Origin of the sequence: Methanoculleus sp. SDB (assembly GCA_001412355.1) — an archaeon.
GTDB lineage: Archaea > Halobacteriota > Methanomicrobia > Methanomicrobiales > Methanomicrobiaceae > LKUD01.
Map to the genome: position 1 here is coordinate 1 of LKUD01000059.1, position 21,641 is coordinate 21,641.

Consider the following 21,641-nt stretch of genomic DNA (forward strand, 5'->3'; position numbering starts at 1 on the left):
GCGGGGATCAACCGTCACCGAACTGCTCGACCTCGGCATCGGTGCCGCAACACTTGTCCTTGCGGTGCCCGACGATGCAGGCGTCGCCAACCCACGCGATCTGGACGGTGCAAAGATCGCGACCGAATTTCCCGCCATCACCCGCGGCTATTTTTCGGGCCTCGGCCTCCATGTAACGATAGTCCCGGTCGGCGGAGCGTGCGAGGCGACTCCCTACCTCGGCATCGCCGATGCAATTGTGGATCTCTCAAGCTCGGGCAATACGCTCCGGACAAACCGCCTGAGGGTAATTGATACGATCCTCGAGTCCTGCACGATCCTTATCGCCAACCCGGACAGCATGACATCTCATGCAGGAAAGATCGAGGAGCTCCGGCTCGCCCTCGAGAGCGTGATTCGTGCGCAGGGACAGGCATATGTAATGATGAATGTTCATCGTGAGGCACTCGATGAGGTCAAAACGGTGTTGCCGGGATTGTCGGGCCCGACGGTAATGGACGTCGCATCCGACCAAAATCTGGTGGCGGTGCACGCCGTCGTGGCGGAAGAGCGGATCTATCAGCTCATCAGCCTGCTGAAGAAAGCGGGTGCGAGAGATATCCTTGTCATGCCGATTGACCGCATAATCAGGTGACGTTGATGGAAATATTCCCTGCCGTCGATATCCTCGGGGGACGATGCGTCCAGCTTGTACAGGGAGTCAGGGAGAATGCACGGTTTTACGGGGATCCGCTTGCATGCGCAACCCGGTGGCTCGATGAGGGCGCGAGCTCCCTTCATATCATCAACCTCGACGGTGCATTCGGCAATGCCCGGGAAAATGCGGAACAGATTCGCAGGATCGTGTCGGAGACCGGTGTGTTCGTCCAGCTCGGCGGAGGGATCCGGAGCGTGGAGGATGCCGAAGCCTGGCTCGCCCTCGGTGTGGACCGGGTCATCCTCGGTACGCTCGCCATCCGCCACCCGGAGAGCATCAGGGATCTTGCAGAGGCGCACGGCTCATCCTCCGTCATGGCCGGTGTCGATGCACGCGGCGGAGAGATCGTGGTCGAGGGATGGACGGAGCGGGCGGGGGACTACCTTCTCTGGGCAGAGAAATTCGAACACCTCGGCGCCGGGTCCCTCCTCTTCACCAACGTCGACGTGGAGGGGCTTTTGCAGGGAATCGACCCCGAACCCGTACGAAGGCTGGTGGCGCACACACGGCTTCCGGTCGTTGCTGCCGGGGGAATCACGTGCATCGACGACATCACCGCCCTCAACCACATGGGTGTGGCCGGGGCGGTGCTCGGATCCGCCCTCTACAGCGGGAATATTGCCCTTTGCGAGGCACTGGAGGCGATACGATGAGAACAGGTTTGTATAGTCGGAAAACACAGGAGACTGATGTTGAGGTGCGCATCGATCTGGACGGAGACGGGGACGTGGCCGTAACAACCGGCATCCCGTTCTTCGACCACATGCTCTGCGCAATGGGGCGGCACGGCCGCATAGGCCTTTGGGTGAAAGCAACCGGCGACCTCCCGATCGACAGCCATCATACGGTGGAGGATACCGGTATCGTCCTCGGAACCGCACTGAAAAACGCACTCGGAGACGGGAGAGGCATCCGACGGTTTGCCCACACGGCCGTTCCGATGGACGAGGCGATTGCCACGGTCACCCTCGACTGGGGAGGCAGGGGATATCTTGTCTGGGAGGACGCGTTCTCGGACATCCCTCTCGGCGGATCGGTTCCCGGCGATCTGTTCGAGCACTTCTTCTACAGCCTGTGCATCAATGCCGGCATGACCGCCCACATCAGTATACGCGGGGCAAACGATCACCATGCATGCGAAGCCGCTTTTAAGGCATTCGGCATCGCTCTCGCAAATGCAACGGCAATTGACGGTAAAAGAGATGATATCCCGAGTACGAAAGGTGTGTTCTGAGAAGAAATAAGAGTGTTCAGGCGGATTCAACCGCCATTGCCACATCTTCTTCTTTAATCGTCTTTCTTCCGGCGTGCATGGCGAGCTTGTTTGCTTCCTTTGTCAGGTTTGCGATGTAGCTTTCAGCGGCCTTTACGAGTGCCTCTGCTGCATCACTGCCGACACGCTCTGCACCATTTTTCTTTGCAATACGAACTACTGCAGCAATTGGTAGATCAGCCATTTTAATTCCACCTCAAAAGAAAATATATCAGTTAATATTTAAACATTTCGGGATTCCGACTCAAAAATTGGCGAAACATGCCATTTGAGTATCAGATGAAGAGATCCGGTATCCATCCCCCGTATTCAAGCCAGAACCCAATAAGCAGGACATATTGCAGCCAGAATTAATTTTTAACCAGTTTAATGGGTTTTTTTGCATTTAGCCAGCGTTGCGGCAAGCAATATCGCATTGGAATAATTTAATGAAGCGCGCGAAGTATCTACAAATATTTTATTGATATTTACCACGGGAGCCCCATGTGCGGCCCCCTTTCCGAGGAAAACAAGCGTACGGAATATCAGGTTCCCGGAAATCCCGTCCGGTGCTATGATCACCCCGTGCGATCCGACAGCATCCTCGATAAGTATCTCTGAATGGACGGACGAGGTGAGGCGGGCGACGAGTTCCGCATCGGCGAGGCTCCGGTCCACCTGCGGATGCCTTCCGATGTCGCCCATCCTTCCCCCGGACAGGACGGCGACCGAATCATCAATGCCAATCCGCCGTGCAAGGGTCCGTGCCTTCGCAATCAGGGCGACTTTCCGTGCCACAGTCCAGCCCTCGTCGATACCGACAGGGGCGAGGAGGAACCTCACGCCGTATGCCGTCTCAAGGAGCGCCACCCGTTCGAGATGATCGGCCCCGCAGACCTCCTTCAGGGCGGAAAGCGTGCTGCCTGCCGGAAGAGTCCCCCTGACTGCGGCATCGATACGCCCCGCAGCCAGATCGGAAACCATCAGGAGTCCGGGGTCGGGTCCGGAGACCGCTTCGGCATAGGGGGGGATGACCGGAGCCTGTCCGGGAGTGAGATAGAACCGGAGAGAAATCTCTTCGGGCAATCCGGCTGTGGCAGAAATCACCGTTTCAGGGTTAGATATTGCACCGATCCCCACTATCATGCGGCTGTTGCACCTCCCCTCCGTTGAATATCCGCATGATGCCTTCCCTGCTGAGGTCAAAAACCGGTGATGCGTCTCCTTTGTATGTGACGGTCAGGTTCCGGCTATCGTCGACAAAACCGATATCGTTCGCGGCCATTCCCGCCTCCTCGAACCGGCGGCAGACTTCGGCGACATGCTCGGGACGTGCCGTCAGAACGAATCCCATGCCGGGGTACATCCGCACCCAGTGGTCAAAACTTATTCCGATCTCCTTCAGATCCGGCTTCGGTATCGTATCGAGATCCAGTACCGCACCCTTGCCGCTCATCTCGAGGAGCATCCCGAGCGTTCCGATCAGGCCGGGATTGCTGATATCCTTGCCTGCGGTAACGAGACGGTCGCGCCCGAGGCCGGCAAGCACATCGATCTGCTTCCGGACCGCTTCGGCCGACTTCATGGTCACCGAATCCCAGTTGAGAATACAGGAAGGGTGTACACGGCCGTCCAGATCGATTGCCGCGATCACCCGGTCGCCGGTTCCGGCCGTATGGCTGAAGATCGCCGCGTCCATCCTGACAATCCCGAGAATCGCAACATCGATGACATTATAGGGTGTGTCGGGATGCAGGTGCCCCCCGACAATCGGAACACCAAACTGGCGGGAGGCATCGAGCATGCCCTTCGACACCTCGTGACAGATGGTCTCGCTTGCGACGGAGAGAACGTCGACGAGGGCAAGCGGTTTCCCTCCCATCGCAGCGATATCATGGATATTAACAAGCACCGAACAGTATCCGGCCCAGTAGGGATCCGCCTCCATGAGTTTGCTCCAGATACCGTCTGCAGCAAGAAGGAGGCCCTCGTCATTGTTTTGAATGAGGGCTGCGTCTTCACCGAACGACGCTATCACGTTCGGCGCGTCGATCCGCAACCCCTTGATGATACGGCCTATGGAACTCTTCCGGGTCACACCGGCATACTCCCGCACGGCCTTTGCTATGAATTCTGTGGAACAAGTATCTGCCACATTACCACCAATGTGTCCGTTTGATAGAGTTGTATTTGCGTCCCATGAAAGATAATCTATTTGTTTGGTCTTTCTTCTCTGTACCGAAAGAGAGCCAACGGCTTTTTGACCGTGGCAGTTCTATCAGGTACGTAATGGACTGGACGGAACAATACCGGCCCCTGCATCTTCCGGATATTGTTGGAAACGGGGCTGCAATCCGCCGGATTGTCGACTGGGCGCGAGAATGGACACGGAGCAGCAAACCACTTATCCTCTACGGGAAGCCCGGCACCGGCAAGACATCCGCAGCCCATGCACTTGCCCGCGATATGCAATGGGAAACCATCGAACTCAATGCAAGCGACCAGCGGACGAAAGGTGCCATCGAACGGATCGCCGGCACCAGCAGCATGACGGCGAGCCTCTCGGGAGCGCAGCGCAAACTCATCATTCTCGATGAAGCGGATAATCTCCACGGCACGTCGGACAGGGGAGGGGCGAAGGCGATTGGAGACCTGATCCGGGGATCGCTTCATCCCATTATCCTGATTGCAAACGACCTCTTTGCCATCCCGAAGGACCTCAAGAAACGGTGCGAACCGATCCAGTTCAAGGCCCTTCCGGCACGTTCCATCGTGCCCCGCCTCAGGCATATCTGCAGGAGTGAAGGGCTTGGCTGCAACGAGGAAGCGCTCTCTTCCATTGCGGAGTCCGCATCAGGTGATATGCGGGCGGCGGTGAACATGCTCTATGCCGCGGCAATCGGAAGTCCCTCACTCGACACACGCGGGATCGCCACGTCCGGGAAGGACGGGCGTGCCACCATCTTCGATCTCGTCGCCCGCCTCTTCCGCGCACCCTCCGATGCGGATCTTCTCCGCCTCTCGTACGAGGTCGCCGATACGCCCGACACCATCATCCAGTGGATCGGGGAAAATACCCGGTATATTTCATCCCCCGCAGAGCGTAATGACGCATACCGGAGCATCTCGCGTGCCGATGAATTCATCGGGTACACCCTTCGCCGGCAGTATTATACACTCTGGCGGTATGCGACCGCACTGATGCTGGTCGGTACTGCCCGGGCCGCACAGGGATCGCAGCTTACCGGCCGTATCGCACCTCCCGGCCGGTGGAGGGCAATGGCCGGGATGAAGCGGCAGAAGGCGATCCGCACCACGGTGCTGAATAAATTTTCCCGGCGCCTCCGGATGCCGCAACAGACGCTCCGTGACGACTTTCTCACTCCCATCGCGCTGATGATCAACGCCCGTGCACCCGCCTTTGCGAGAGAGTTCGATCTTGACGCGGATGAGCTGAATTTCTTTCTCCACGACCGGGAACGAAGTGTGAAAATCACCCGGGAGGCTGCAGAGCTGCCGGATCTCCCCGAAACACAGAAAAGTTCACCCCCGCCTCCGGAACCGGAAACCACTCCCCCGAAAAAGACGGCCGACTCGCAGTCAACGCTCTTCGACGGTTTCTGACGGCACGGCACAGGACGGGCGGGAGGGGTCGTAATAATAGTGCAGTACAACACCGCAGTCAACAATCCGGCCGCCGTTTCCATAGATCTCGTTCCCGAGATGGTAAACAAGCAGCGGGCAGCCGCACCGCCGGGCAAGCAGGATCATCGGCGGCACCATTTCGATGCCGGGGCGTACCGCATAGAGCAGATCGGCACCGGCATAGAAGGCGGGATCCGGCGATAGAACATCGTCACGGCGTATATCAAGGCGGTCGTCGAGCGCGGGCGATATGTCGGTGCAGCGAACCCGCAGTCCGGCATCACGGAGGCCGAGCGCGACGGAGAAATTCCTTCCTATTCCTATTTCAACGACATTCTGATACCGGATACTGATGTAGCGGGTTATTTTTGCTTCAATATGTTTATAGTCCCGCATCACCCTATACTATTCACGATGGGTGTCATTATTTTTTGGGATCACCAGGCCCCCGATGGCATTCAACTGCCCGTTGCACGAATGATTTCCCAGATTCTCGATATGCCGGTCGAGGTGCGGGAAAGCCCGATTCTCCTCAGGGGATTTAACCGGCAGCGAAACCAGCATAATGCCCGGGCAATTCTCGACGATATTCAGGACAAATATACACGGGTAAACGGTACAGAGGAATCCCTGCTGCTGGTGGTCGCCGCCGATCTCTGCATCCCGGAACGTGATTTCCTCTTCGGTCTCGCACGCGAGGCAATCAACACCGCAATCATCTCCACGGCACGGCTCGGAAACGGGTACTACGGGCGTCTCCACCACGACGATGATATCATCGACCGTGTCGTCAAGGAAGGTGCGCACGAGATCGGTCACCTCTTCGGCCTTGCGCACTGTGATGAACCCGAGTGCATCATGTTCCTCCCCGAGACCCTCGATGACCTCGACCGGAAAAAAAAGATGCTCTGCCCGCTGTGCCGGGAGCACCTCGCCGATCGCCGTGACCGGAGAAAAACGGCCGGGACGGCACCGGCTGCGGATCGAGAATATTTATAGCGCTCCGAATCGCCAATACAGGTGCTGCTCTTCTTCCCTTATCGTCACAGCAGCCCGGGCAATTTCCTGACGTTATGACCTCGATGCCGCCCTCTGTCGCGAAAGTGATGAGGCTCAATCCCCATGGCGTTCCTGCTCGCGGAAGGGCTCGTATCAAACAGGGGGAGACGCCGGGATACTCACCGGCGATCCCGCGGGTATCGTGATCGCATCATCCGACGGTCATACCCTCACGATATGGTCGTTATCCTCGGGAGGCTGAACACCCGATCCCCGGATATTTGCCGTGATAAAACCGCCCTCCGGCAGATTCCACGGGAGAGGAGCGGCAGTGTGCCGCCCCGGTTCCCGCATTATTTTTTCTCCACCGTTTTGAGTTCAAGAGTCCGGTCCCCGGTCAGATCAGCGGATGAAAACGAGGCGGTGTCCGGGAGAACCATCGTGAACCGCGGGGTGGTATCGAGCGCCACATCGCCGCTCCTGAGAGAACACCCGAGCACGTGGCCGCCCATCGTCCGGTCGTCGCTGATGAAATGCAGATGGTATCCGGGCACATTGATCCCGCTTACATAGGCTGGCGACCAGAATCCGACCAGAGCACCCTCGACCGATGTGTAGGTGTAGACACTCTGGTTCAGGACGGCGTCGGCAAGCGGGGGATACGGCTTCTCCTGCCGGGGGACGCTGCGTACGGTAACAGTGTCAAATATGCCGTCCACCCAAACGGCCGAGAAGTAGTTCTGCGACACACGGTGCGCATCCACCGCCGTTTCAATCCCCGTGAGATTCACGGGTCCGTCGAGGGAGAAGGTCAGGTCGGTATCGAACCAGGTGACGACCGAAAACGGCGTTGTCATGGTGCCGGGTACGGCGGTCACGCTCCCGTCCGCCCGTACCTGCCAGAACGAGCCCTCGAACGCCACCATCTCGCCATCCAGCGCATCGAAGGTACCGAGACCGAAATCGCCGCAAGCGCGGAGATCCGAAAAACTGACACTGCCCTCGTAGTCGCCGATGAGCAGCGCGTCGATGGTCGAGACCTGGAAGAGGAGATCGCGGTCGGGTCCGGGTCCCTGCGGTGCCGTCGCGAGAACAAAAACAAGTGCCGCCGCCAGCACGACGATTCCGGCCGCCATGTACCGTGCATACCCTGTCATAACCGGCACTCCCCGTCGCCTTCCCCGATATCCTCGTCCCAGAGAACGGGGTGCTCCCGTATACATGCCGCCATCATCTCCACACACCCGGAGAGGTCACGATCTTCAACCACGACACCGTGTTCTTCAAGAAACGTTTTCGCGCCGGCACAGAGGAAACGAGGCATCAGCGTAGAATACAGGATAGTGCCCGCGTAGCTGCCGATGCAGCCCGCGTTTCGAAGGCAGTCTATCCCGGCATGCAGCACCGGAACGGACTGCTGCACCCGCCGGTTGTGCCCCCGGCCGATGACACGTCCGTCCCTGACGAGCACCGCACCGATGGGAATGCCACCCTCTGAAAGGCCGGTTTCTGCCTCCGCAATCGCAGCCTGCATGAATGCATCCATGCATGAGACTATGATGCACCGGGGGATAAACATCGCTACGCATACATATATATACAAAAATGTACAAAAATGTACTTTGATGATTATGAAATGTACATTCCATTCCGCGCACAGACTGCCGATCTCCCCTGTCATTCCACAGCGCCGGGGTGATTGCAGATGAAATCACGGGATATCGCAATCGTCGGCATCCTTCTCGCCATCGGTGCGATTCTCAGGTTCGTCTTCAATATGTTTCCCGGTGCGATCGTCGGAAATCCCGTCATCGCACTTTACTGTCTCGCAATCATACTTATCAGGCCGACGATGAAGGAGGCTGCCGGGATCGGGCTTGTTGCCGGGGTGCTCTCCATGCTGATCAGCCATTCGATCTTCCCGCCTGCAAACCTGATCAGTGAGCCCCTCGGCGCTCTGGTATGTGCCGCCGTATACGGAATGATCAGCGAACGGACGGTGCTCTCACCGGCCGTCACCACGTTTCTTGCCACCTGCGCAAGCGGGTTCTCCTTCGTGTTCGTCTCGATGATCGTGATGCTCGCCTCCGTCGTCGCCACGCCGACCGGGACGATCATGGGATTCTTCCTCGCGGTACTTCCCATTGTGCTTCTCACGGCAGCCTTCAACATGGTGGTGACCCAGATCCTGTTCTTCCCCGCGAAGCGCATACTGAGCAGATAATCCCCCACTAATTTTCCGGTTTCATCATCGTCCGCAGGAGGACAGGAGCATTTTAAACCCATGATGGACATACATATACAGACCTATCCACAGTGATACATCATTCCCGGAGTGCACCCTCATGAAATCACGCGACCTTGCCATTGCCGGTATCCTGCTTGCCATCGGGGCGATTCTGCGGTACCTCTCAAACATTATCCCGGGGGCGATCGTCGCCAATCCGATCATCGCCCTGTACTGTCTCGCGATCATCCTCATCGCCCCGAAAGTGAAGGATGCGCTCGGGATCGGTGTCGTTGCCGGCATCATGTCCGCCCTGATCAGCCACTCGATCTTCCCCCCCGCAAACCTGATCAGCGAACCGCTCGGCGCGCTGGTCTGTCTCATCGTATTTACCGTGCTCCGCGGGCGCATCCCGCTTGCACCGGGGATTGCGACACTCATCGCCACCCTTGCGAGCGGATTTTCCTTCCTGCTGGTCAGTCTGACGGTCATCGTCGCCTCGGTAATCACACCCCCGGGAGAGAATTTTACGATTGAAGCGTTTATCATCGGAGTTTCCCCCATCATCGTCCTGACGGCCATCGCGAACGCGCTGATTGCCCAGATCCTCTCATTCCCGGCTTCGCGCATCCTGATGCGCGGCGCTACGGGTGAGAACGGGGCCGCCCCCCCACTCCCGCCGGAGATGCAGCCCGGAACAGCCCCGGAGAGCGGGGATGCGATCGCCTTCGATGCCTTCTCCTATACCTACCCTCAGGGGGAAACACCGGCACTCTCAGGCATTACGCTCACCATCCCCCGCGGCCAGTGCGTACTTGTCAACGGAGCCACGGGAGCCGGAAAGACCACATTCTGCCTTGCTGCCGCGGGCATACTGAACCACGAATATGAGGGGCTTACGGAGGGAAGCATTGAGATATTCGGGAGAAAAGCCGGGGAATACCGCGACATGGGAGAGATCGGCAGGACGGTCGGGGTAGTCTTTGATGACGCCGATGCACAGTTGATCTTCACCACAGTGGAGGAGGAGGTCCTCTCGGGTCTCGAAAACAGGGGCATGGAGGCATCCGACGTGAAGCGGCGCCTCGAAGCGATCCTGCAGCTGACGGATCTCGCTCACCTCCGGTATCGTCCCCCCCATACACTCTCGGGCGGGCAGAAACAGCGCGTATCCCTTGCGGCGACCCTCGCTTCCGGCACAGAGTGCCTGATCCTCGACGAAGCGACCGCAGAGCTGGACGAAACGGCAACCGCAACCATCATCGGTATTCTCGCACGCCTGAAGGCAGACGGAAAGACAATCCTCGTGGTTGAACAGAAGCCGGAGGAGCTTGCCGGGATTGCCGACCGTGTGATATGCATCGAAAAGGGCTGCCTGACAGGCTCATACGCGGCAGAGGACTATTTCCGCGAGTTCGGCCGTAGCGACGAAGAGGAGGCGCCCTGCCCTGCCCCCGGCCCGTGCCCGCCGACAGGTCCTCCCGTCATCTCGGTGCGCGACCTCGTGCATGCGTACGGCGACACCCGCGCGCTGGACGGGATTTCATTCGACATCGGGGCAGGCGAACTGCTCGCGATCATCGGTGAGAACGGATCCGGGAAGACGACGCTTGTCAAGCATTTCAACGGCCTTCTTCACCCGACATCGGGAAGAGTGACGGTCTCCGGGACGGATACCGCGGGGGCGACCGTGACGGAGCTTGCACGCCATGTAGGGCTTGTCTTCCAGAATCCGGACACCATGCTCTTCGAGGATACGGTGGAGAAGGAGATCCTCTTCGGCCTGAAAAATATCGGAAAGGAGACCGGTGCGGATGAGGCCATCGCCGCGGTTCTCAACGAAGTCGGGCTCCTGCACAGGAAAGGGAGTTTTCCCCGTGCCATGAGCCGGGGTGAGAGGCAGCGGCTTGCCATTGCGTGCGTCACCGCCATGCAACCCGAGGTGATCGTCCTCGACGAACCGACGACAGGACTTGATACCGTCGAAGCGGCGCGGATCATGGGAATTCTCGAACGACTTGCCGATGCGGGCCACACGGTAATCATGGTGAGCCATGACATGCGTATCGTAGAGAACCATGCACGGAGAATTATTAAAATGGAGAACGGGAAGATAACGCTCGATACCGGTTGCAGCGGGGAGGTGGTTTAGGCATGGCCGAACTGCTTCAGTACCAGCGAATCGACGGACCGTTTCACCGGATGAATGCACTCGTGAAGATCACGTTCATCGTGATTGTCATCATCATGGCGGTAATCTCAACGGAGCCTGCCGTTCTCGCCGGGATTGTCGTCGTCCTCTTCCTCCTCTCGGTTGCGGGAAGGTTCGCACGGGAACTCCTCAGGCAGGTTCCCATGCTGATCTTCCTCTCCGCGGGCCTCCTGCTCCTGACCGTGCTGACGATGCAGGGCGGGGAGACGGTGGCGTACCTGATTCCCCGGTTCGTGCCGGGGATCGGCGGATTCATCCCCATCACCACCGGCGCAATCGCGTTTGCACTGATCCTCTCGCTCCGGTTCTTCGCGATGCTCTTCGCCTTCCAGCTCATGATCATCTCGACCCAGCCCCGCGATCTCGTCGAGGCGCTCAGGAAACTGCGACTCCCGATGGACTACACCCTCATGCTGCTCATCGCGATCCGGTTTATCCCGAGCCTGCAGCTCGAGGGCAAACGCATTCAGGAGGCCCAGCTTGCCCGTGCCTACTACCCCGGTGCGGGCTTTACGGGGAAGGTGAAAGCCCTCACCCCGATCATCATCCCGCTGGTCTCGAACGCGCTCGGGAAGGCGAACGTGCTGGGCCTTACCATCGACCTCCGGGGCCTCCGGAGCATGCAGCGGACGCCATCGGCGGAGAAGGCGTTCGGGACCGCCGATGGCGGGCTGATTGCCGTTGCGGTGGCGCTGGTGGCGGTGTTTGTGGCAATCACGATGCTGTAAGCGGGTGCGGTGCATCATCAGGAGCGCACCCGCACACCCGCTACAGCGCAATTCCGGGAGTGTTTCGGGGATATTTACGAAACGCTGTACAAGATGGTCAGGACGGGAAACCGCCGTCTCGGAGCGATTGAAGAGACCGGCGTCGTCGGCATAAACGTCCGCTTCTATTCGGAGCCGCTGCCCGATCCCGCGATGCACCCATCGCACGAAGGCAACTGAGAGATAGTTTGAAAAGTCCCGGCTACTGCAAACCTCCGTGACGGGAAGACGATCACCACCCGTAAATATGCTTATCGCAAACATGTGAGCATGCACCGTAAAGTCCCCTTCCCTGAACTCCGGGACCGGATGAATCGTTTCAGAATTCAGATGGCGACGGACAATCCGGACTGGGAAACGGCCGCATTCTTCGGTAAAATCAACCAGTTTTATTTCACAGGCACGATGCAGGACGGAATGCTGCTGATTCCCCGTGATGATGAGGCGGTGTTCTGGGTGCGCCGGAGTTATGAACGGGCGCTCGGAGAATCGCTTTTTCCGACAATCAGGCCGATGAAGAGTTTTCGCGATGCATTTGCCGGCACCGGACACCCGGCCGATACGGTGTTCCTGGAGACGGAACTGGTGCCGCTCGCACTCTTCGAAAGACTCCGGAAACATATGCCCTTCGCTCACGTCGGGGCGGTGGACATGCCGATAGCAAAGGTCCGGTCGATAAAAAGTCCCTATGAACTCTCGCTTCTCGAACAGGCAGGAAAGATACACCGCCGGGTACTCGAAGATCTCGTGCCGGGAATCCTCCGTGAAGGGATGAGCGAGGCTGAATTTGGGAGCGAAGTGTACTCCGTGATGATTGAGGAAGGGCACCACGGTATTGTTCGGTTCGGGATGTTTGAGACCGAGATCGTCGTCGGACAACTCGGTTTCGGCGAGAGTTCAATCTATCCGACCTATTTCAACGGTCCGGGGGGATGTTACGGCATGAGCCCTGCTGTGCCCGTTCTGGGCAGCCGCGACAGGAAACTCAAGAAAGGCGACCTGGTGTTTATCGACACCGCATGCGGCGTCGACGGTTACCAGACCGATAAAACCATGACCTATATGTTTGGAAAACCGCTTCCGGACGAGGCAATCCGCACGCACCATCAGTGTGTGGACATCCAGCACGAAATGGCTTCGCTCTTGCGACCGGGCATTACGCCGGAAGAGATCTATATCACGATTATGGAAGGATTATCCTCCGGATTTCTGAAAAATTTCATGGGATTCGGCGACAGGCAGGTGAATTTTCTGGGACATGGCGTGGGTCTGCAGGTTGACGAAATGCCGGTGATCGCCCGGGGATTCGATGAACCGCTGCAGGAAGGAATGGTCCTTGCACTGGAGCCCAAAAAGGGGATTCGGGACGTTGGGATGGTAGGTACCGAGAACACCTTCGTGGTTACCCGTACTGGCGGGAGATCGCTCACCGGCGGTAATCCCGGGTTGATCCCGGTGTGGTGAGCGACTGCGATTCGGGTTTTTCGGTGAATGATGAATTCACCACAACCGGCAGCCCCGGCCTCCCTCTTTCTCGAAATACCGCTGGTGGTACTCTTCGGCCCGGTAAAATTCGGATGCCGGTACAATCTCCGTCGCGACCTTCCGGTTGAGCCGTTCCCCTACCCGGTCACGTGAGGCGCGTGCCGCCGCCACCTGTGCGGGAGTCGTCGTAAATATCACGGAGCGGTACTGCGTACCGATATCGGGGCCCTGCCGGTTCTTCGTCGTCGGATCGTGGATCGTCCAGAACGTTTCAAGAAGATCCTCATAGGAAACGACAGCAGGATCGAAGACTATCTTCACGGTCTCCGCGTGACCCGTCAGCCCGGTACTGACATCACGGTACGAGGGATTGGATAACTTCCCGCCCATGTACCCGACCTCGGTTGCGAAAACGCCGTCTATCTTGCGGAAAGCCGCTTCGACTCCCCAGAAACATCCTGCCGCAAAATACGCCATCTCACGTCCTTTTTCCGCCGCCGCCATCCGCCGGACCTGCCTCCGCCCTGTGCATAATGGTGGAGTGGTGCCTCGTGCTATTTAGCCTCTCCGGGGCGGGCGGCGGTACGGTAGCGTGAGGAGAGGGAACCGACAGGAAATGCGACGACCCGCCGTGCGAACGGGTGCCCGGGAAAAAAAAGGTTACTTCCAGAGATACTCGAGCGCGGTAGTGACGATCATGCCGAGCTCTTCCTTTCCCCATTTTTCAGAACTGACGACAAGGTCATACGGGGAGAGATCGGCAATATCGATAGCATAGTATTTACTGTACCGGAGCGCTTCGCACTCCTCGCGTTCCGCGGTCATGTCCGCAGCGACCCCGGGGTCACCTCCGTCCCGCTCCGCAACGCGGGCCCCCCGGCAGGTGAGCGACGCCGTCACCCAGATGCGGAGGTCGGCGTTCGTCACCATCCACCCCGCAAGCCGGCCCTCGATGATGATATCGTCGCGTTTCTCTCCCACCTCTTTCTGGCGGGCATCGATCATTTTATCGACGGAAGCATCCTCTTCCGCAAGCTTCCCGAATGCAGCCAGGTCCATGCCGCGTTCCCGTGCAAGACTGCGAAACACTTCACCCGCAGAGATCAGGTCGAACCCGTGGCGGGCAACGAGAAACTTCGCGAGAGACGTCGTGCCGCTGCCGGGGGGTCCGCTGATGGTTATCCGCATCAGAGTCCCCCGATATTAAGCGTCTTCCTGATCACCTGCGAGAGTGTGAGCGAGCAGATCATGTACCAGAGAATCCAGGCGGGAAGGAACAACGGAGTGGGATCCACGAAATCGACCAGACCCCAGTACGGGAATACGACACCGCCCATATCGGGAACCTTGAAAAGAAGCCACAGAAAGATCGGCACCGTGATGACCATGATATAGGACATCGGTTTGAACTGCTCCTGTGACATTTCAAGCTGCTCCGCCATCATCTTGTCCCGTTTTTCGGTCAGCTTCTTGATCTTCTTCTCGTCACCGGCAAGCTGGGCTTCGCGAAAATCCTGCTGGAAAACCTTCATCTTATTCTGGACACGCTGCATCTTTTCGTAGTCAATCGTATACTTCTGAAGAAGAGACGAGTAAACGCCGGTTACGGCAGCGAGCGCGAGGATAATAACCAGCCATGAGGTCACGTAACTCCCGTCAGGCGTCTGGATGAGCGGTGCAAACAGGACATTCATCGCAGATCCGATACCGACCCGGATGCTCTCGATGCTGTAAATCACCATCGCGAGGAGCATGACGATAAAAAAAGAGTACTGACCTATGCCTTTCGCCATCTGCCTCTCACCTCAGGATGTCGGCCATGTCAGCAACAGCTTTATCGAGCAAAAAGTCCGCGTTCCGGATTATTTTAACGGTGCAGCCCGATAGCATCGCATACGATGCTGCGATGGATCGGTTGAACTGCTGGTGATCACGGATGCCGATGTACCCTTCCCTGTCCCGTACACGTGATTCATCAGAGAGGCGGCGGGTGAGAATTTGGTCCTCGTCGGTCTCGACGAGCACGAAGATATCGGGTTTGAGTTCCCGAAGCACCCACTCAGGCAGTCCCGCAAGAAATCCGCGCGGGGTGCTGACCGTGCAGTGGGTATCCACAATGATATTGCCACCGGTCTGTGCGATGCCCTGAGCGGCAAGACGCTGAACCCGTCGCTGGACGTCCTGGTCAAGCTTTCGCATCTCGTCGCGGTCCGTGACCAGGCCTTCGCGGGACGCTATATCGAACATAAATGTCCCGAAATTGATTGGATTATACACGACACCCTCATTTCTGAGGAGATCGATCGCGCCGTTGATGACCGTTGTTTTTCCGACGCCCGGGACGCCGGTGATGACGACTGTTTTTCCCAAAATACCTCACTCCTTTCCAAAGAAGCCACGCATGAAGGGATACATCTCCATGATCTGTTCACTCGCGATCTCCTCGTAGAGGCGGTATACAATACTGACCGTTAGGAGGAGCCCTGTACCCCCGACCGCTCCGATAACACCAAAGAGGTTTGCGAACACGGAGAGCAGCCCGATGAAGATACCGCCGATGACAGTAATCCGTGGAATGTACCGGTCGAGGTACTTTTCCAGAACTGACAGGTTGCGGCGGAATCCGGGAATGTGCATCCCGCTCATCTGAATCTGGCGTGCTACATGTGATGAATCGAGGCCCGCTGTCTTCACCCAGAACAGAGCGAAGATGGCGCCGCCAACGACCATGATTGAGATATCGATCCCCAATCGTAAAATAACCTCCCATGGCGCATGGCCAAGGTCGGTCGTCCACCACATCCAGTCCTGCGGTCCGTAAATGGGAGCCAGGAAATACATCAGCCCGTCGACGGGTGTCTGGCCCTGAAACCGTCCGAGAACAGTAATCCCGATGTTGTTGAGGAAGAGACCAAGCATCTGCACGTTCGCCTGCAGGACGCGGACGAGGATCATCGGCAGCACGCTCGCGTAGATCAGTTTGACCGGAAAACGCGCCCGTGCACCGCGGACTGCGGTATGAGCAAGCGGAATCTCCACACGGGTCGACTCCACGTAGACGATGACCAGAAAGATGGCAATCGTCGTGACGAATGCGAGAAGATCCGTCCCGAAATATTCGAGGAAATTTGCCCCGTCACCGATAACTGCGATAAGGCGCGGAAAGAAGCCGACCGGATACGGATCATTGACCGGGAGCCAGTTTAAAAATCCGTTGATGAGCCCCTGTGAAATTCCGGCAACAATAAAGAGACCCACACCGGACCCCATGCCCCATTTGGTCACGACTTCGTCCAGTAAAAAGATCAGCAACCCACCGAGGCATATCTGGAGGAAGATGACAAAGGAGAGCGCAGCTGCGTTTCCACCGAAGAATGCGTCTGCAATGCCGAGATCAGGCTGGAGAAACCCGCCGATGACGTTCGGAGCCGCCTCAAAGATGATCATGACAAAGATCAGCAGTTTCTGCAGCCCCATGTACATGACCTGCCCACGGGCGTCGCTCGTATCGATGGTGAGAAGATCGGCACCCTTCAGGAGCTGCAGCACGATAGATGCGGTGACAATCGGCCCGATACCGAGATGCACGATGGACCCGTTCGCACCTGCGAGAAGTGCACGGTAATACTGAAAGATATCCTGTGCATTGGTATCGAGTCCGAAAACCGGAATATTTGTCAGCATAAAATATATGATCAGAACTGCCAGCGTCCACAGGAGTTTGTTTTTAAAGTGGACATGACCTTCTGGGCTCCTGACCGCGGGCATCGCGGCGAGGAGCGGCTCTAACTGATCCAGCATCGCTCCCATTCGTTCACCAAAAAGTTTTTTTTCAGGCGATCGTAATCTGACCGCCCATGGTCTCAATCTTGCTTCGTGCCTGCTCGGAACATGCACGCGCCTGAATATGCAGCTTCTGTGTTACTTTTCCGCCACCAAGTATCTTATCGATACCGATCCGGTCTGCATCCAGTACAATTGCATCCCCGTCCCTTCCGGCGATGCCGGCGTCGACGAGATCGCTCGCAATCTGGTCGATTTCACCGATGTCGAGCACTTTCATCGGGGACGACTGCTTCCTGACGAAGCCGTGCTTGCCATTGTGCACAAGCCCTGCAAGCAGATAGTGGGTGAAGCGGTGATCACGATGACCCGCCCTGCCCCTTCCGCCGCGGTTTCCGGCACCCCGGCGGTTTTTGTGCGTTCCGCCACCACAGGTCCGGGAACCCCGGTATTTTGAACGTTTGTTTACCGGCATTCCTGTCACCTCATTTTATGCAGGAGCTGATTGATCTCCTGCCCGTAGTATCCAAGCGCACCGCCCTGCTGATAGGTCCGCTTGATTGAGCGGAATCCTTTCCGGGGCGGGTGCAGCCGCATTACCGGCTTAAGGCCGGGTACTGCCGTCATTGCCGCTTCGCCGTTGCAGAGCGCCCGGGCAAGGTCATCGATGTCGGCAAACTGCGAGTTTTCCTTCACATACTCGTCGGTGAGCCGGATGTTCCCCGTGAGTCGGCCGCGGGTGCGGAGAATCTCGGCAATCATGTCGGCATCCGCCTCGCCGTACGCGACGAAGTCCTTCACTTTCCTGATCATCCCGAGGTATGCGGGTGTATCCGGTACGAGCACGCAGTGGTTGATATGATGAAGACGCAGCATTTTCAGCGTGTCCTTGATCTCTCGCGGGGTCTTGACGACACCGCGCACCTGAACTATTGCGTACATTACTCGGAACCTCCCATCCTTATCAGGTTGGTCTGCCGCAGCGCCTCAAACGTCGCTTTGGCATAGTTGATCGTCGTCCGGGTATGTCCGCTGGTATAGGACCAGACATCCTTTATCCCGGCAAGTTCGAGCACTTTCTTTCCGATATCGCCCGTCACGAGCCCGATACCCTGCGGGGCGGGTTTGAGGGTAACACTGACACTGCCTGCCTTGCCCTCCACCTCGACGGGGATCGAGTGCCCGACGCCACAGCCGCATTCCCAGCTGCCGCAGCCGCGCTTGACCTTGATCAGGTTCAGCTTTGCATTCTCGATCGCCTTTTTAATTCCGTTCCCTACCTGGGCATCCTTCGCCTGTCCGAACCCGATATATCCGTTTTTGTTACCGACAACAACCACGCAGCGGAACTTCACGCGCCTTCCGCTATCGGTCATCCGCTGCACCATGTTGATATCGAGAACTTCGTCTTCAAGATCGGGAAGGAAATAATCCACGATCTGTGGTTCCTTGATTGGCCTGCCGCTCTCGAGCACGTCGTCGAGATTCGCAACCTGTCCGGCAGCAACCGCTTTTCCCAGGCCGGTGAGAGGAATCCATTCTTCCTTTTCCCAAGCCATCTCACACCAGCTCCTGCTTTATTTTTTCTGCTGTTTCTTCGACGTTCTGCACGAGATTTCCCGCACGTTCCGGCGCATATGCTTCGATATGCGCCCCCCTGACACGATCATCGTCGGGAAGGATGCTCTCACCGAACGGCACATCGAGGCCGGCCTCTACGGCGCCTTTCAGCGCTGCGAACACCCGTGCTCCAACCGAGGCGCGGTTCAGCCCGATATCGAGAATTGCTTCCTCATATCCCGCCTTCTGCGCTTTCACGGCAAACAAAATGCCGGTGAGGTATGCGGCCGGCGTATTGGCAATCGCTCCCGTGTAACCGAAACCGGTCAGCTCCGTTGAGTAGGCTGCGACCAGAGTCCGGTCACCGATCAGATCGGCTTCAACCAGCTGGATGATGATCTGGCGGTTCGTTTTCCGAACGACCATCCGGGGTTTTTCAGAGAGGAGCAATTTCATGCGTTGATAGTAATCTGTTTTCCCCTCTTTCCGTCTCCGGAATGGGACAAAATATCGCGGTCCCGTTGCCATATTAATTCATCCTCCCTGCAATGGATTCCATCTGCGCTTTCATATGCGCAACACTGCGAAACTGCCCACCGGCAGCCTTGCGGTACATCACCCGGTAGAGGTGGCGATCAATCGTTTCATCATCCCGCATCTCCCTGAGAGAGCGCCGGATTGCACGGATCTTCCGCATCCATTGTGCCTTTGACGGATTGCGTGCGCCGGCGGCACCCTTACGCCGCCCGGCACCCTTGCAGTGCCCGTATGAACGTTTCGCTGCCTTGATCCGAGCTCTGCCGCGGCTGACTCCGACAACCGGGCGTGCCCGGACCGCACCCTCGTCAATAAGCCCCCGGACATCGTCGCGGGAGATGGCATTCTCGATATCTGACATGCGATCGGCATCCAGCCATACCCGGTGAACGCCGCACTTCAGGATCGCGGCAGCCATCCGCCGCTGGTTACTCAGGTCACTCATCGTCCGTCACCTCCGCTTCCGGAGAGACAATCTCTTTTGGATTGAGGACTTTCAGGCCATATTCAAGAGATTTTACCTGAATTGCCTCGCGTTTGCGGTTTCCGACAGTCCCTGCAATACGCACCGCCTGGGTGGCTGCGTCGAGCCCCTCAAGATCGGCGACGTTGCATACACGAACTTCCTCGTATCCGCTCGGATGATACCCGCGGACCGATGCAGGTGCTCCGAACCCGGGTTTCGGGTGGCGTCCCTTTGCACGGTACTGTTTACGCTGCTTGCTCTGCAGTCCACGCGGTCTCCGCCATGTATCATCAAGCTTCTTTTTCCGGCTTAATCCCTGGCGTTTGAACGTTGCACGGTTGCGGGCACGCGCCCGAATCAGCCTCTTAATCTCATCCGCCATGTGAATCACACCTTCTCCACGACATAAATGCCGTCCTGGAAAACACGCGGATCGCGTTTCCGGATGCGTGTTGCCGTCTCGATATTTGCGGCGCTTGAACCGACGGCATCCTTGTCATTCCCCGTAACGGTAACTTCATCATTTCCGAGTTTAACGGTCACGCCATCAAGAATCCGCGCAAATCGCGGTTCTTTTTCACCAAGGAAATTGATGATCTCGAGCTTGTTCCCCGCAAGTTTGAGCTGAATCGGAAAGTGGCTGTATACCACCTTCATCCGGTACTCAAAGCCCCCGGAAACTCCCCTGAACATATTGTTCGCATGCGCCGCATAGGTGCCGACCATCGCGATGATCCGTTTCCGGGCCGACTCCGTTCTGACGCACACCTCGGTGTCAGTACACTCGATAGTCACCTGCGGATACCGCATATCGCGTGAGAGGGAACCTTTGGGCCCGGAAACCCGAAGTGTCGAACCGTCCATCTGAACGGTGACACCCTCGGGAATCTCGACCTTTCTTTCAAATACCATTGTACTATCTCCCTCAGTATACATATCCCAGCAGTTCTCCGCCTATACCGTTTTTACGTGCAGTTTCATGCGACAGAACGCCTTTCGACGTGGATATAAGGAGAATTCCAAAATTCTTCGCGGGCAGGTACTGGGTCTCCCAGTACTCGAGCTCATTCGCTTTCACGGAGTACCGGGGTGTGATAACACCGCATTTATTGATCCTGCCGTTCAGCCCGACGCGGAACTGGCCGCCGCGTCCGTCATCGATGAACTCAAAGTCCCCGACATACCCGTTTTCCTTCATGATGCCGAGCATCGCGCCGAAGAGTTTGCTTGCCGGTTCGACGATACACCCGTCTTTGCCGACATCCGAGGCGTTTTTGATTGTGCTCAACGCATCAGCGATTGGATTGAGTCGTGTCATTATTTTCCTCTCCTTTCAATCCATCTTCTTAAAGCCTATCTTGCGAGCCCACTCGCGGAAGCACTGGCGGCAGAGGTAAATGTTGTACCGGCGTACGAGGCCCTGTTTCCGGCCGCACATCTGGCATTCGTTTGCACCGCGCCCGAATTTCCGTGTCGATTTCTGCGCTTCCTTTCCGGTCTGTTCTCCCGCCATTACTGCACCTCCACCTGGTACGCGTCCTGCATGAAGCGGATCGCATCCTCGCGACGTACCCGCTGCCGTGCCGGCAGTTTCTTTCGTTCGATATTCCGACGGGCAATACGCACTCCGCGGCGCTCCATCACGACCGTGACGTCCATGCCGTAGATGCCGATCATCGGATCATATGACTGTCCGGGGAAATCGGTGTGCTCTTCAATGCCGAAGGAAACGTTGCCGTTGATATCGAACTGTCCTGCAGAGAGCGTTTTTTCGATGATCCCGAGGGCGGTCTCGATAAACGCGGTGGCATTTTTGCCGCGAAGCGAAACTTTGCACCCGATAGGCTGTCCCTTCCTGATGCCGAAGGCAGGCTGCGTCCGCTTTGCAATCGTACGCACGGACTGCTGGCCGGTGATTGCCCGCATGATCTCCTCGGCCCTCACCAGCTTCTCTCCGGATTCGCCGACACCCATATGGACAACGACCTTGTCAATGACGACATCCTGCATG

Annotated in this window: 30 protein-coding genes; 9 read left to right on the forward strand and 21 right to left on the reverse strand. The window is 57.5% G+C overall.

What is annotated here, in order from left to right:
* The 3 genes from APR53_03840 to APR53_03850 all read left to right on the forward strand — a co-directional run.
* A partial coding sequence (locus APR53_03840) for an ATP phosphoribosyltransferase (protein KQC04071.1) occupies positions 1-634 on the forward strand: 634 nt, incomplete at its 5' end.
* A 5-nt stretch (positions 635-639) separates the two neighbouring features.
* Positions 640-1,350 (forward strand): 1-(5-phosphoribosyl)-5-[(5-phosphoribosylamino)methylideneamino] imidazole-4-carboxamide isomerase, encoded by a 711-nt coding sequence (locus tag APR53_03845; protein KQC04072.1) that lies wholly within the window; start codon positions 640-642, stop codon positions 1,348-1,350.
* The gene (locus tag APR53_03850; protein ID KQC04073.1) at positions 1,347-1,931 is read left to right on the forward strand and encodes an imidazoleglycerol-phosphate dehydratase; all 585 of its coding nucleotides are present in this window, start codon (positions 1,347-1,349) and stop codon (positions 1,929-1,931) included. Before APR53_03845 ends, APR53_03850 begins: the two co-directional genes overlap by 4 nt.
* 16 nt (positions 1,932-1,947) lie before the next feature.
* Here APR53_03850 and APR53_03855 read toward each other — a convergent pair whose 3' ends face one another.
* From APR53_03855 to APR53_03865, 3 genes are all read right to left on the reverse strand, one after another.
* Positions 1,948-2,154, reverse strand: a complete 207-nt coding sequence (locus APR53_03855) for a histone (GenBank protein KQC04074.1) — start codon at positions 2,152-2,154, stop codon at positions 1,948-1,950.
* A 182-nt stretch (positions 2,155-2,336) separates the two neighbouring features.
* Complete coding sequence (locus tag APR53_03860; GenBank protein ID KQC04075.1) at positions 2,337-3,095, reverse strand: phosphotransacetylase; 759 nt, start codon at positions 3,093-3,095, stop codon at positions 2,337-2,339.
* Positions 3,067-4,104, reverse strand: a complete 1,038-nt coding sequence (locus APR53_03865) for a hypothetical protein (GenBank protein KQC04076.1) — start codon at positions 4,102-4,104, stop codon at positions 3,067-3,069. The genes APR53_03860 and APR53_03865 overlap by 29 nt, the downstream gene beginning before the upstream one ends.
* A gap of 134 nt (positions 4,105-4,238) precedes the next feature.
* On the opposite strand from APR53_03865, the gene APR53_03870 reads away from it, so the two are divergent.
* Complete coding sequence (locus tag APR53_03870) at positions 4,239-5,573, forward strand: replication protein C (protein KQC04077.1); 1,335 nt, start codon at positions 4,239-4,241, stop codon at positions 5,571-5,573.
* On the opposite strand, the gene APR53_03875 is transcribed toward APR53_03870, so the two are convergent.
* On the reverse strand, positions 5,550-5,990 hold the full coding sequence (locus APR53_03875; protein ID KQC04078.1) for a hypothetical protein: 441 nt from the start codon (positions 5,988-5,990) through the stop codon (positions 5,550-5,552). The genes APR53_03870 and APR53_03875 overlap by 24 nt on opposite strands.
* An 18-nt stretch (positions 5,991-6,008) precedes the next feature.
* Between APR53_03875 and APR53_03880 the strand changes: the two genes are divergently transcribed.
* Entirely contained in the window at positions 6,009-6,593 is a 585-nt protein-coding gene (locus APR53_03880; protein ID KQC04079.1) for a peptidase M54, read from the forward strand.
* 353 nt (positions 6,594-6,946) lie between these two features.
* Here APR53_03880 and APR53_03885 read toward each other — a convergent pair whose 3' ends face one another.
* A complete protein-coding gene (locus tag APR53_03885; protein ID KQC04113.1) occupies positions 6,947-7,624 on the reverse strand; it encodes a hypothetical protein in 678 nt (225 codons plus the stop codon).
* Positions 7,625-7,746: 122 nt separating this feature from the next.
* On the reverse strand, positions 7,747-8,139 hold the full coding sequence (locus APR53_03890) for a cytosine deaminase (protein ID KQC04114.1): 393 nt from the start codon (positions 8,137-8,139) through the stop codon (positions 7,747-7,749).
* Between the two features lie 159 nt (positions 8,140-8,298).
* On the opposite strand from APR53_03890, the gene APR53_03895 reads away from it, so the two are divergent.
* From APR53_03895 to APR53_03910, 4 genes are all read left to right on the forward strand, one after another.
* Positions 8,299-8,817, forward strand: coding sequence for a hypothetical protein (locus APR53_03895; GenBank protein KQC04080.1), 519 nt, complete (start codon positions 8,299-8,301; stop codon positions 8,815-8,817).
* Between the two features lie 121 nt (positions 8,818-8,938).
* The gene (locus tag APR53_03900) at positions 8,939-10,972 is read left to right on the forward strand and encodes an ABC transporter (GenBank protein KQC04081.1); all 2,034 of its coding nucleotides are present in this window, start codon (positions 8,939-8,941) and stop codon (positions 10,970-10,972) included.
* Between the two features lie 2 nt (positions 10,973-10,974).
* Positions 10,975-11,760 carry a cobalt transporter gene (locus APR53_03905; GenBank protein KQC04082.1) on the forward strand — a complete coding sequence of 262 codons (786 nt, stop codon included), beginning with the start codon at positions 10,975-10,977 and terminating at the stop codon, positions 11,758-11,760.
* A 309-nt stretch (positions 11,761-12,069) separates the two neighbouring features.
* The gene (locus tag APR53_03910; protein ID KQC04083.1) at positions 12,070-13,263 is read left to right on the forward strand and encodes a peptidase M24; all 1,194 of its coding nucleotides are present in this window, start codon (positions 12,070-12,072) and stop codon (positions 13,261-13,263) included.
* Between the two features lie 36 nt (positions 13,264-13,299).
* On the opposite strand, the gene APR53_03915 is transcribed toward APR53_03910, so the two are convergent.
* The 15 genes from APR53_03915 to APR53_03985 form a co-directional block, all read right to left on the reverse strand.
* On the reverse strand, positions 13,300-13,788 hold the full coding sequence (locus APR53_03915; protein ID KQC04084.1) for a methionine sulfoxide reductase A: 489 nt from the start codon (positions 13,786-13,788) through the stop codon (positions 13,300-13,302).
* Positions 13,789-13,944: 156 nt separating this feature from the next.
* Positions 13,945-14,472 (reverse strand): cytidylate kinase, encoded by a 528-nt coding sequence (locus APR53_03920; GenBank protein ID KQC04085.1) that lies wholly within the window; start codon positions 14,470-14,472, stop codon positions 13,945-13,947.
* Entirely contained in the window at positions 14,472-15,077 is a 606-nt protein-coding gene (locus tag APR53_03925) for a hypothetical protein (protein KQC04086.1), read from the reverse strand. The genes APR53_03920 and APR53_03925 overlap by 1 nt, the downstream gene beginning before the upstream one ends.
* Before the next feature lie 7 nt (positions 15,078-15,084).
* Positions 15,085-15,657, reverse strand: coding sequence for an adenylate kinase (locus APR53_03930; GenBank protein KQC04087.1), 573 nt, complete (start codon positions 15,655-15,657; stop codon positions 15,085-15,087).
* A 3-nt stretch (positions 15,658-15,660) separates the two neighbouring features.
* Entirely contained in the window at positions 15,661-17,094 is a 1,434-nt protein-coding gene (locus tag APR53_03935) for a preprotein translocase subunit SecY (GenBank protein ID KQC04088.1), read from the reverse strand.
* A gap of 22 nt (positions 17,095-17,116) precedes the next feature.
* Positions 17,117-17,542 carry a 50S ribosomal protein L15 gene (locus tag APR53_03940; GenBank protein ID KQC04115.1) on the reverse strand — a complete coding sequence of 142 codons (426 nt, stop codon included), beginning with the start codon at positions 17,540-17,542 and terminating at the stop codon, positions 17,117-17,119.
* Positions 17,543-17,547: 5 nt separating this feature from the next.
* Complete coding sequence (rpl30p, locus tag APR53_03945) at positions 17,548-18,009, reverse strand: 50S ribosomal protein L30 (protein ID KQC04089.1); 462 nt, start codon at positions 18,007-18,009, stop codon at positions 17,548-17,550.
* A complete protein-coding gene (locus APR53_03950) occupies positions 18,009-18,626 on the reverse strand; it encodes a 30S ribosomal protein S5 (protein ID KQC04090.1) in 618 nt (205 codons plus the stop codon). The genes rpl30p and APR53_03950 overlap by 1 nt, the downstream gene beginning before the upstream one ends.
* Position 18,627: 1 nt before the next feature.
* A complete protein-coding gene (locus APR53_03955) occupies positions 18,628-19,155 on the reverse strand; it encodes a 50S ribosomal protein L18 (GenBank protein KQC04091.1) in 528 nt (175 codons plus the stop codon).
* Position 19,156: 1 nt separating this feature from the next.
* On the reverse strand, positions 19,157-19,609 hold the full coding sequence (gene rpl19e, locus APR53_03960; protein KQC04092.1) for a 50S ribosomal protein L19: 453 nt from the start codon (positions 19,607-19,609) through the stop codon (positions 19,157-19,159).
* Positions 19,602-20,012, reverse strand: coding sequence for a 50S ribosomal protein L32e (locus tag APR53_03965; protein KQC04093.1), 411 nt, complete (start codon positions 20,010-20,012; stop codon positions 19,602-19,604). Before APR53_03965 ends, rpl19e begins: the two co-directional genes overlap by 8 nt.
* A 5-nt stretch (positions 20,013-20,017) precedes the next feature.
* On the reverse strand, positions 20,018-20,542 hold the full coding sequence (locus tag APR53_03970) for a 50S ribosomal protein L6 (protein ID KQC04094.1): 525 nt from the start codon (positions 20,540-20,542) through the stop codon (positions 20,018-20,020).
* 13 nt (positions 20,543-20,555) lie between these two features.
* Positions 20,556-20,948, reverse strand: a complete 393-nt coding sequence (locus APR53_03975; GenBank protein ID KQC04095.1) for a 30S ribosomal protein S8 — start codon at positions 20,946-20,948, stop codon at positions 20,556-20,558.
* A gap of 15 nt (positions 20,949-20,963) precedes the next feature.
* Positions 20,964-21,143: a 30S ribosomal protein S14 gene (locus APR53_03980; GenBank protein ID KQC04096.1), complete on the reverse strand. Its 180-nt coding sequence runs from the start codon at positions 21,141-21,143 to the stop codon at positions 20,964-20,966.
* Complete coding sequence (locus tag APR53_03985; GenBank protein ID KQC04116.1) at positions 21,143-21,640, reverse strand: 50S ribosomal protein L5; 498 nt, start codon at positions 21,638-21,640, stop codon at positions 21,143-21,145. The genes APR53_03980 and APR53_03985 overlap by 1 nt, the downstream gene beginning before the upstream one ends.
* Between the last annotated feature and the right edge of the window lies 1 nt (position 21,641).

Excerpts from the sequence above, each read along its gene's own strand:
- APR53_03845 (KQC04072.1), top strand. The coding sequence starts at position 640 with ATGGAAATATTCCCTGCCGTCGATATCCTCGGGGGACGATGCGTCCAG.
- APR53_03850 (KQC04073.1), top strand. The coding sequence starts at position 1,347 with ATGAGAACAGGTTTGTATAGTCGGAAAACACAGGAGACTGATGTTGAG.
- APR53_03855 (KQC04074.1), bottom strand. The coding sequence starts at position 2,154 with ATGGCTGATCTACCAATTGCTGCAGTAGTTCGTATTGCAAAGAAAAAT.
- APR53_03860 (KQC04075.1), bottom strand. The coding sequence starts at position 3,095 with ATGATAGTGGGGATCGGTGCAATATCTAACCCTGAAACGGTGATTTCT.
- APR53_03870 (KQC04077.1), top strand. The coding sequence starts at position 4,239 with ATGGACTGGACGGAACAATACCGGCCCCTGCATCTTCCGGATATTGTT.
- APR53_03875 (KQC04078.1), bottom strand. The coding sequence starts at position 5,990 with ATGCGGGACTATAAACATATTGAAGCAAAAATAACCCGCTACATCAGT.
- APR53_03880 (KQC04079.1), top strand. The coding sequence starts at position 6,009 with ATGGGTGTCATTATTTTTTGGGATCACCAGGCCCCCGATGGCATTCAA.
- APR53_03890 (KQC04114.1), bottom strand. The coding sequence starts at position 8,139 with ATGGATGCATTCATGCAGGCTGCGATTGCGGAGGCAGAAACCGGCCTT.
- APR53_03895 (KQC04080.1), top strand. The coding sequence starts at position 8,299 with ATGAAATCACGGGATATCGCAATCGTCGGCATCCTTCTCGCCATCGGT.
- APR53_03900 (KQC04081.1), top strand. The coding sequence starts at position 8,939 with ATGAAATCACGCGACCTTGCCATTGCCGGTATCCTGCTTGCCATCGGG.
- APR53_03905 (KQC04082.1), top strand. The coding sequence starts at position 10,975 with ATGGCCGAACTGCTTCAGTACCAGCGAATCGACGGACCGTTTCACCGG.
- APR53_03910 (KQC04083.1), top strand. The coding sequence starts at position 12,070 with ATGCACCGTAAAGTCCCCTTCCCTGAACTCCGGGACCGGATGAATCGT.
- APR53_03915 (KQC04084.1), bottom strand. The coding sequence starts at position 13,788 with ATGGCGGCGGCGGAAAAAGGACGTGAGATGGCGTATTTTGCGGCAGGA.
- APR53_03920 (KQC04085.1), bottom strand. The coding sequence starts at position 14,472 with ATGCGGATAACCATCAGCGGACCCCCCGGCAGCGGCACGACGTCTCTC.
- APR53_03925 (KQC04086.1), bottom strand. The coding sequence starts at position 15,077 with ATGGCGAAAGGCATAGGTCAGTACTCTTTTTTTATCGTCATGCTCCTC.
- APR53_03935 (KQC04088.1), bottom strand. The coding sequence starts at position 17,094 with ATGGGAGCGATGCTGGATCAGTTAGAGCCGCTCCTCGCCGCGATGCCC.
- APR53_03940 (KQC04115.1), bottom strand. The coding sequence starts at position 17,542 with ATGCCGGTAAACAAACGTTCAAAATACCGGGGTTCCCGGACCTGTGGT.
- rpl30p (KQC04089.1), bottom strand. The coding sequence starts at position 18,009 with ATGTACGCAATAGTTCAGGTGCGCGGTGTCGTCAAGACCCCGCGAGAG.
- APR53_03950 (KQC04090.1), bottom strand. The coding sequence starts at position 18,626 with ATGGCTTGGGAAAAGGAAGAATGGATTCCTCTCACCGGCCTGGGAAAA.
- APR53_03955 (KQC04091.1), bottom strand. The coding sequence starts at position 19,155 with ATGGCAACGGGACCGCGATATTTTGTCCCATTCCGGAGACGGAAAGAG.
- rpl19e (KQC04092.1), bottom strand. The coding sequence starts at position 19,609 with ATGAGTGACCTGAGTAACCAGCGGCGGATGGCTGCCGCGATCCTGAAG.
- APR53_03965 (KQC04093.1), bottom strand. The coding sequence starts at position 20,012 with ATGGCGGATGAGATTAAGAGGCTGATTCGGGCGCGTGCCCGCAACCGT.
- APR53_03970 (KQC04094.1), bottom strand. The coding sequence starts at position 20,542 with ATGGTATTTGAAAGAAAGGTCGAGATTCCCGAGGGTGTCACCGTTCAG.
- APR53_03975 (KQC04095.1), bottom strand. The coding sequence starts at position 20,948 with ATGACACGACTCAATCCAATCGCTGATGCGTTGAGCACAATCAAAAAC.
- APR53_03980 (KQC04096.1), bottom strand. The coding sequence starts at position 21,143 with ATGGCGGGAGAACAGACCGGAAAGGAAGCGCAGAAATCGACACGGAAA.
- APR53_03985 (KQC04116.1), bottom strand. The coding sequence starts at position 21,640 with ATGCAGGATGTCGTCATTGACAAGGTCGTTGTCCATATGGGTGTCGGC.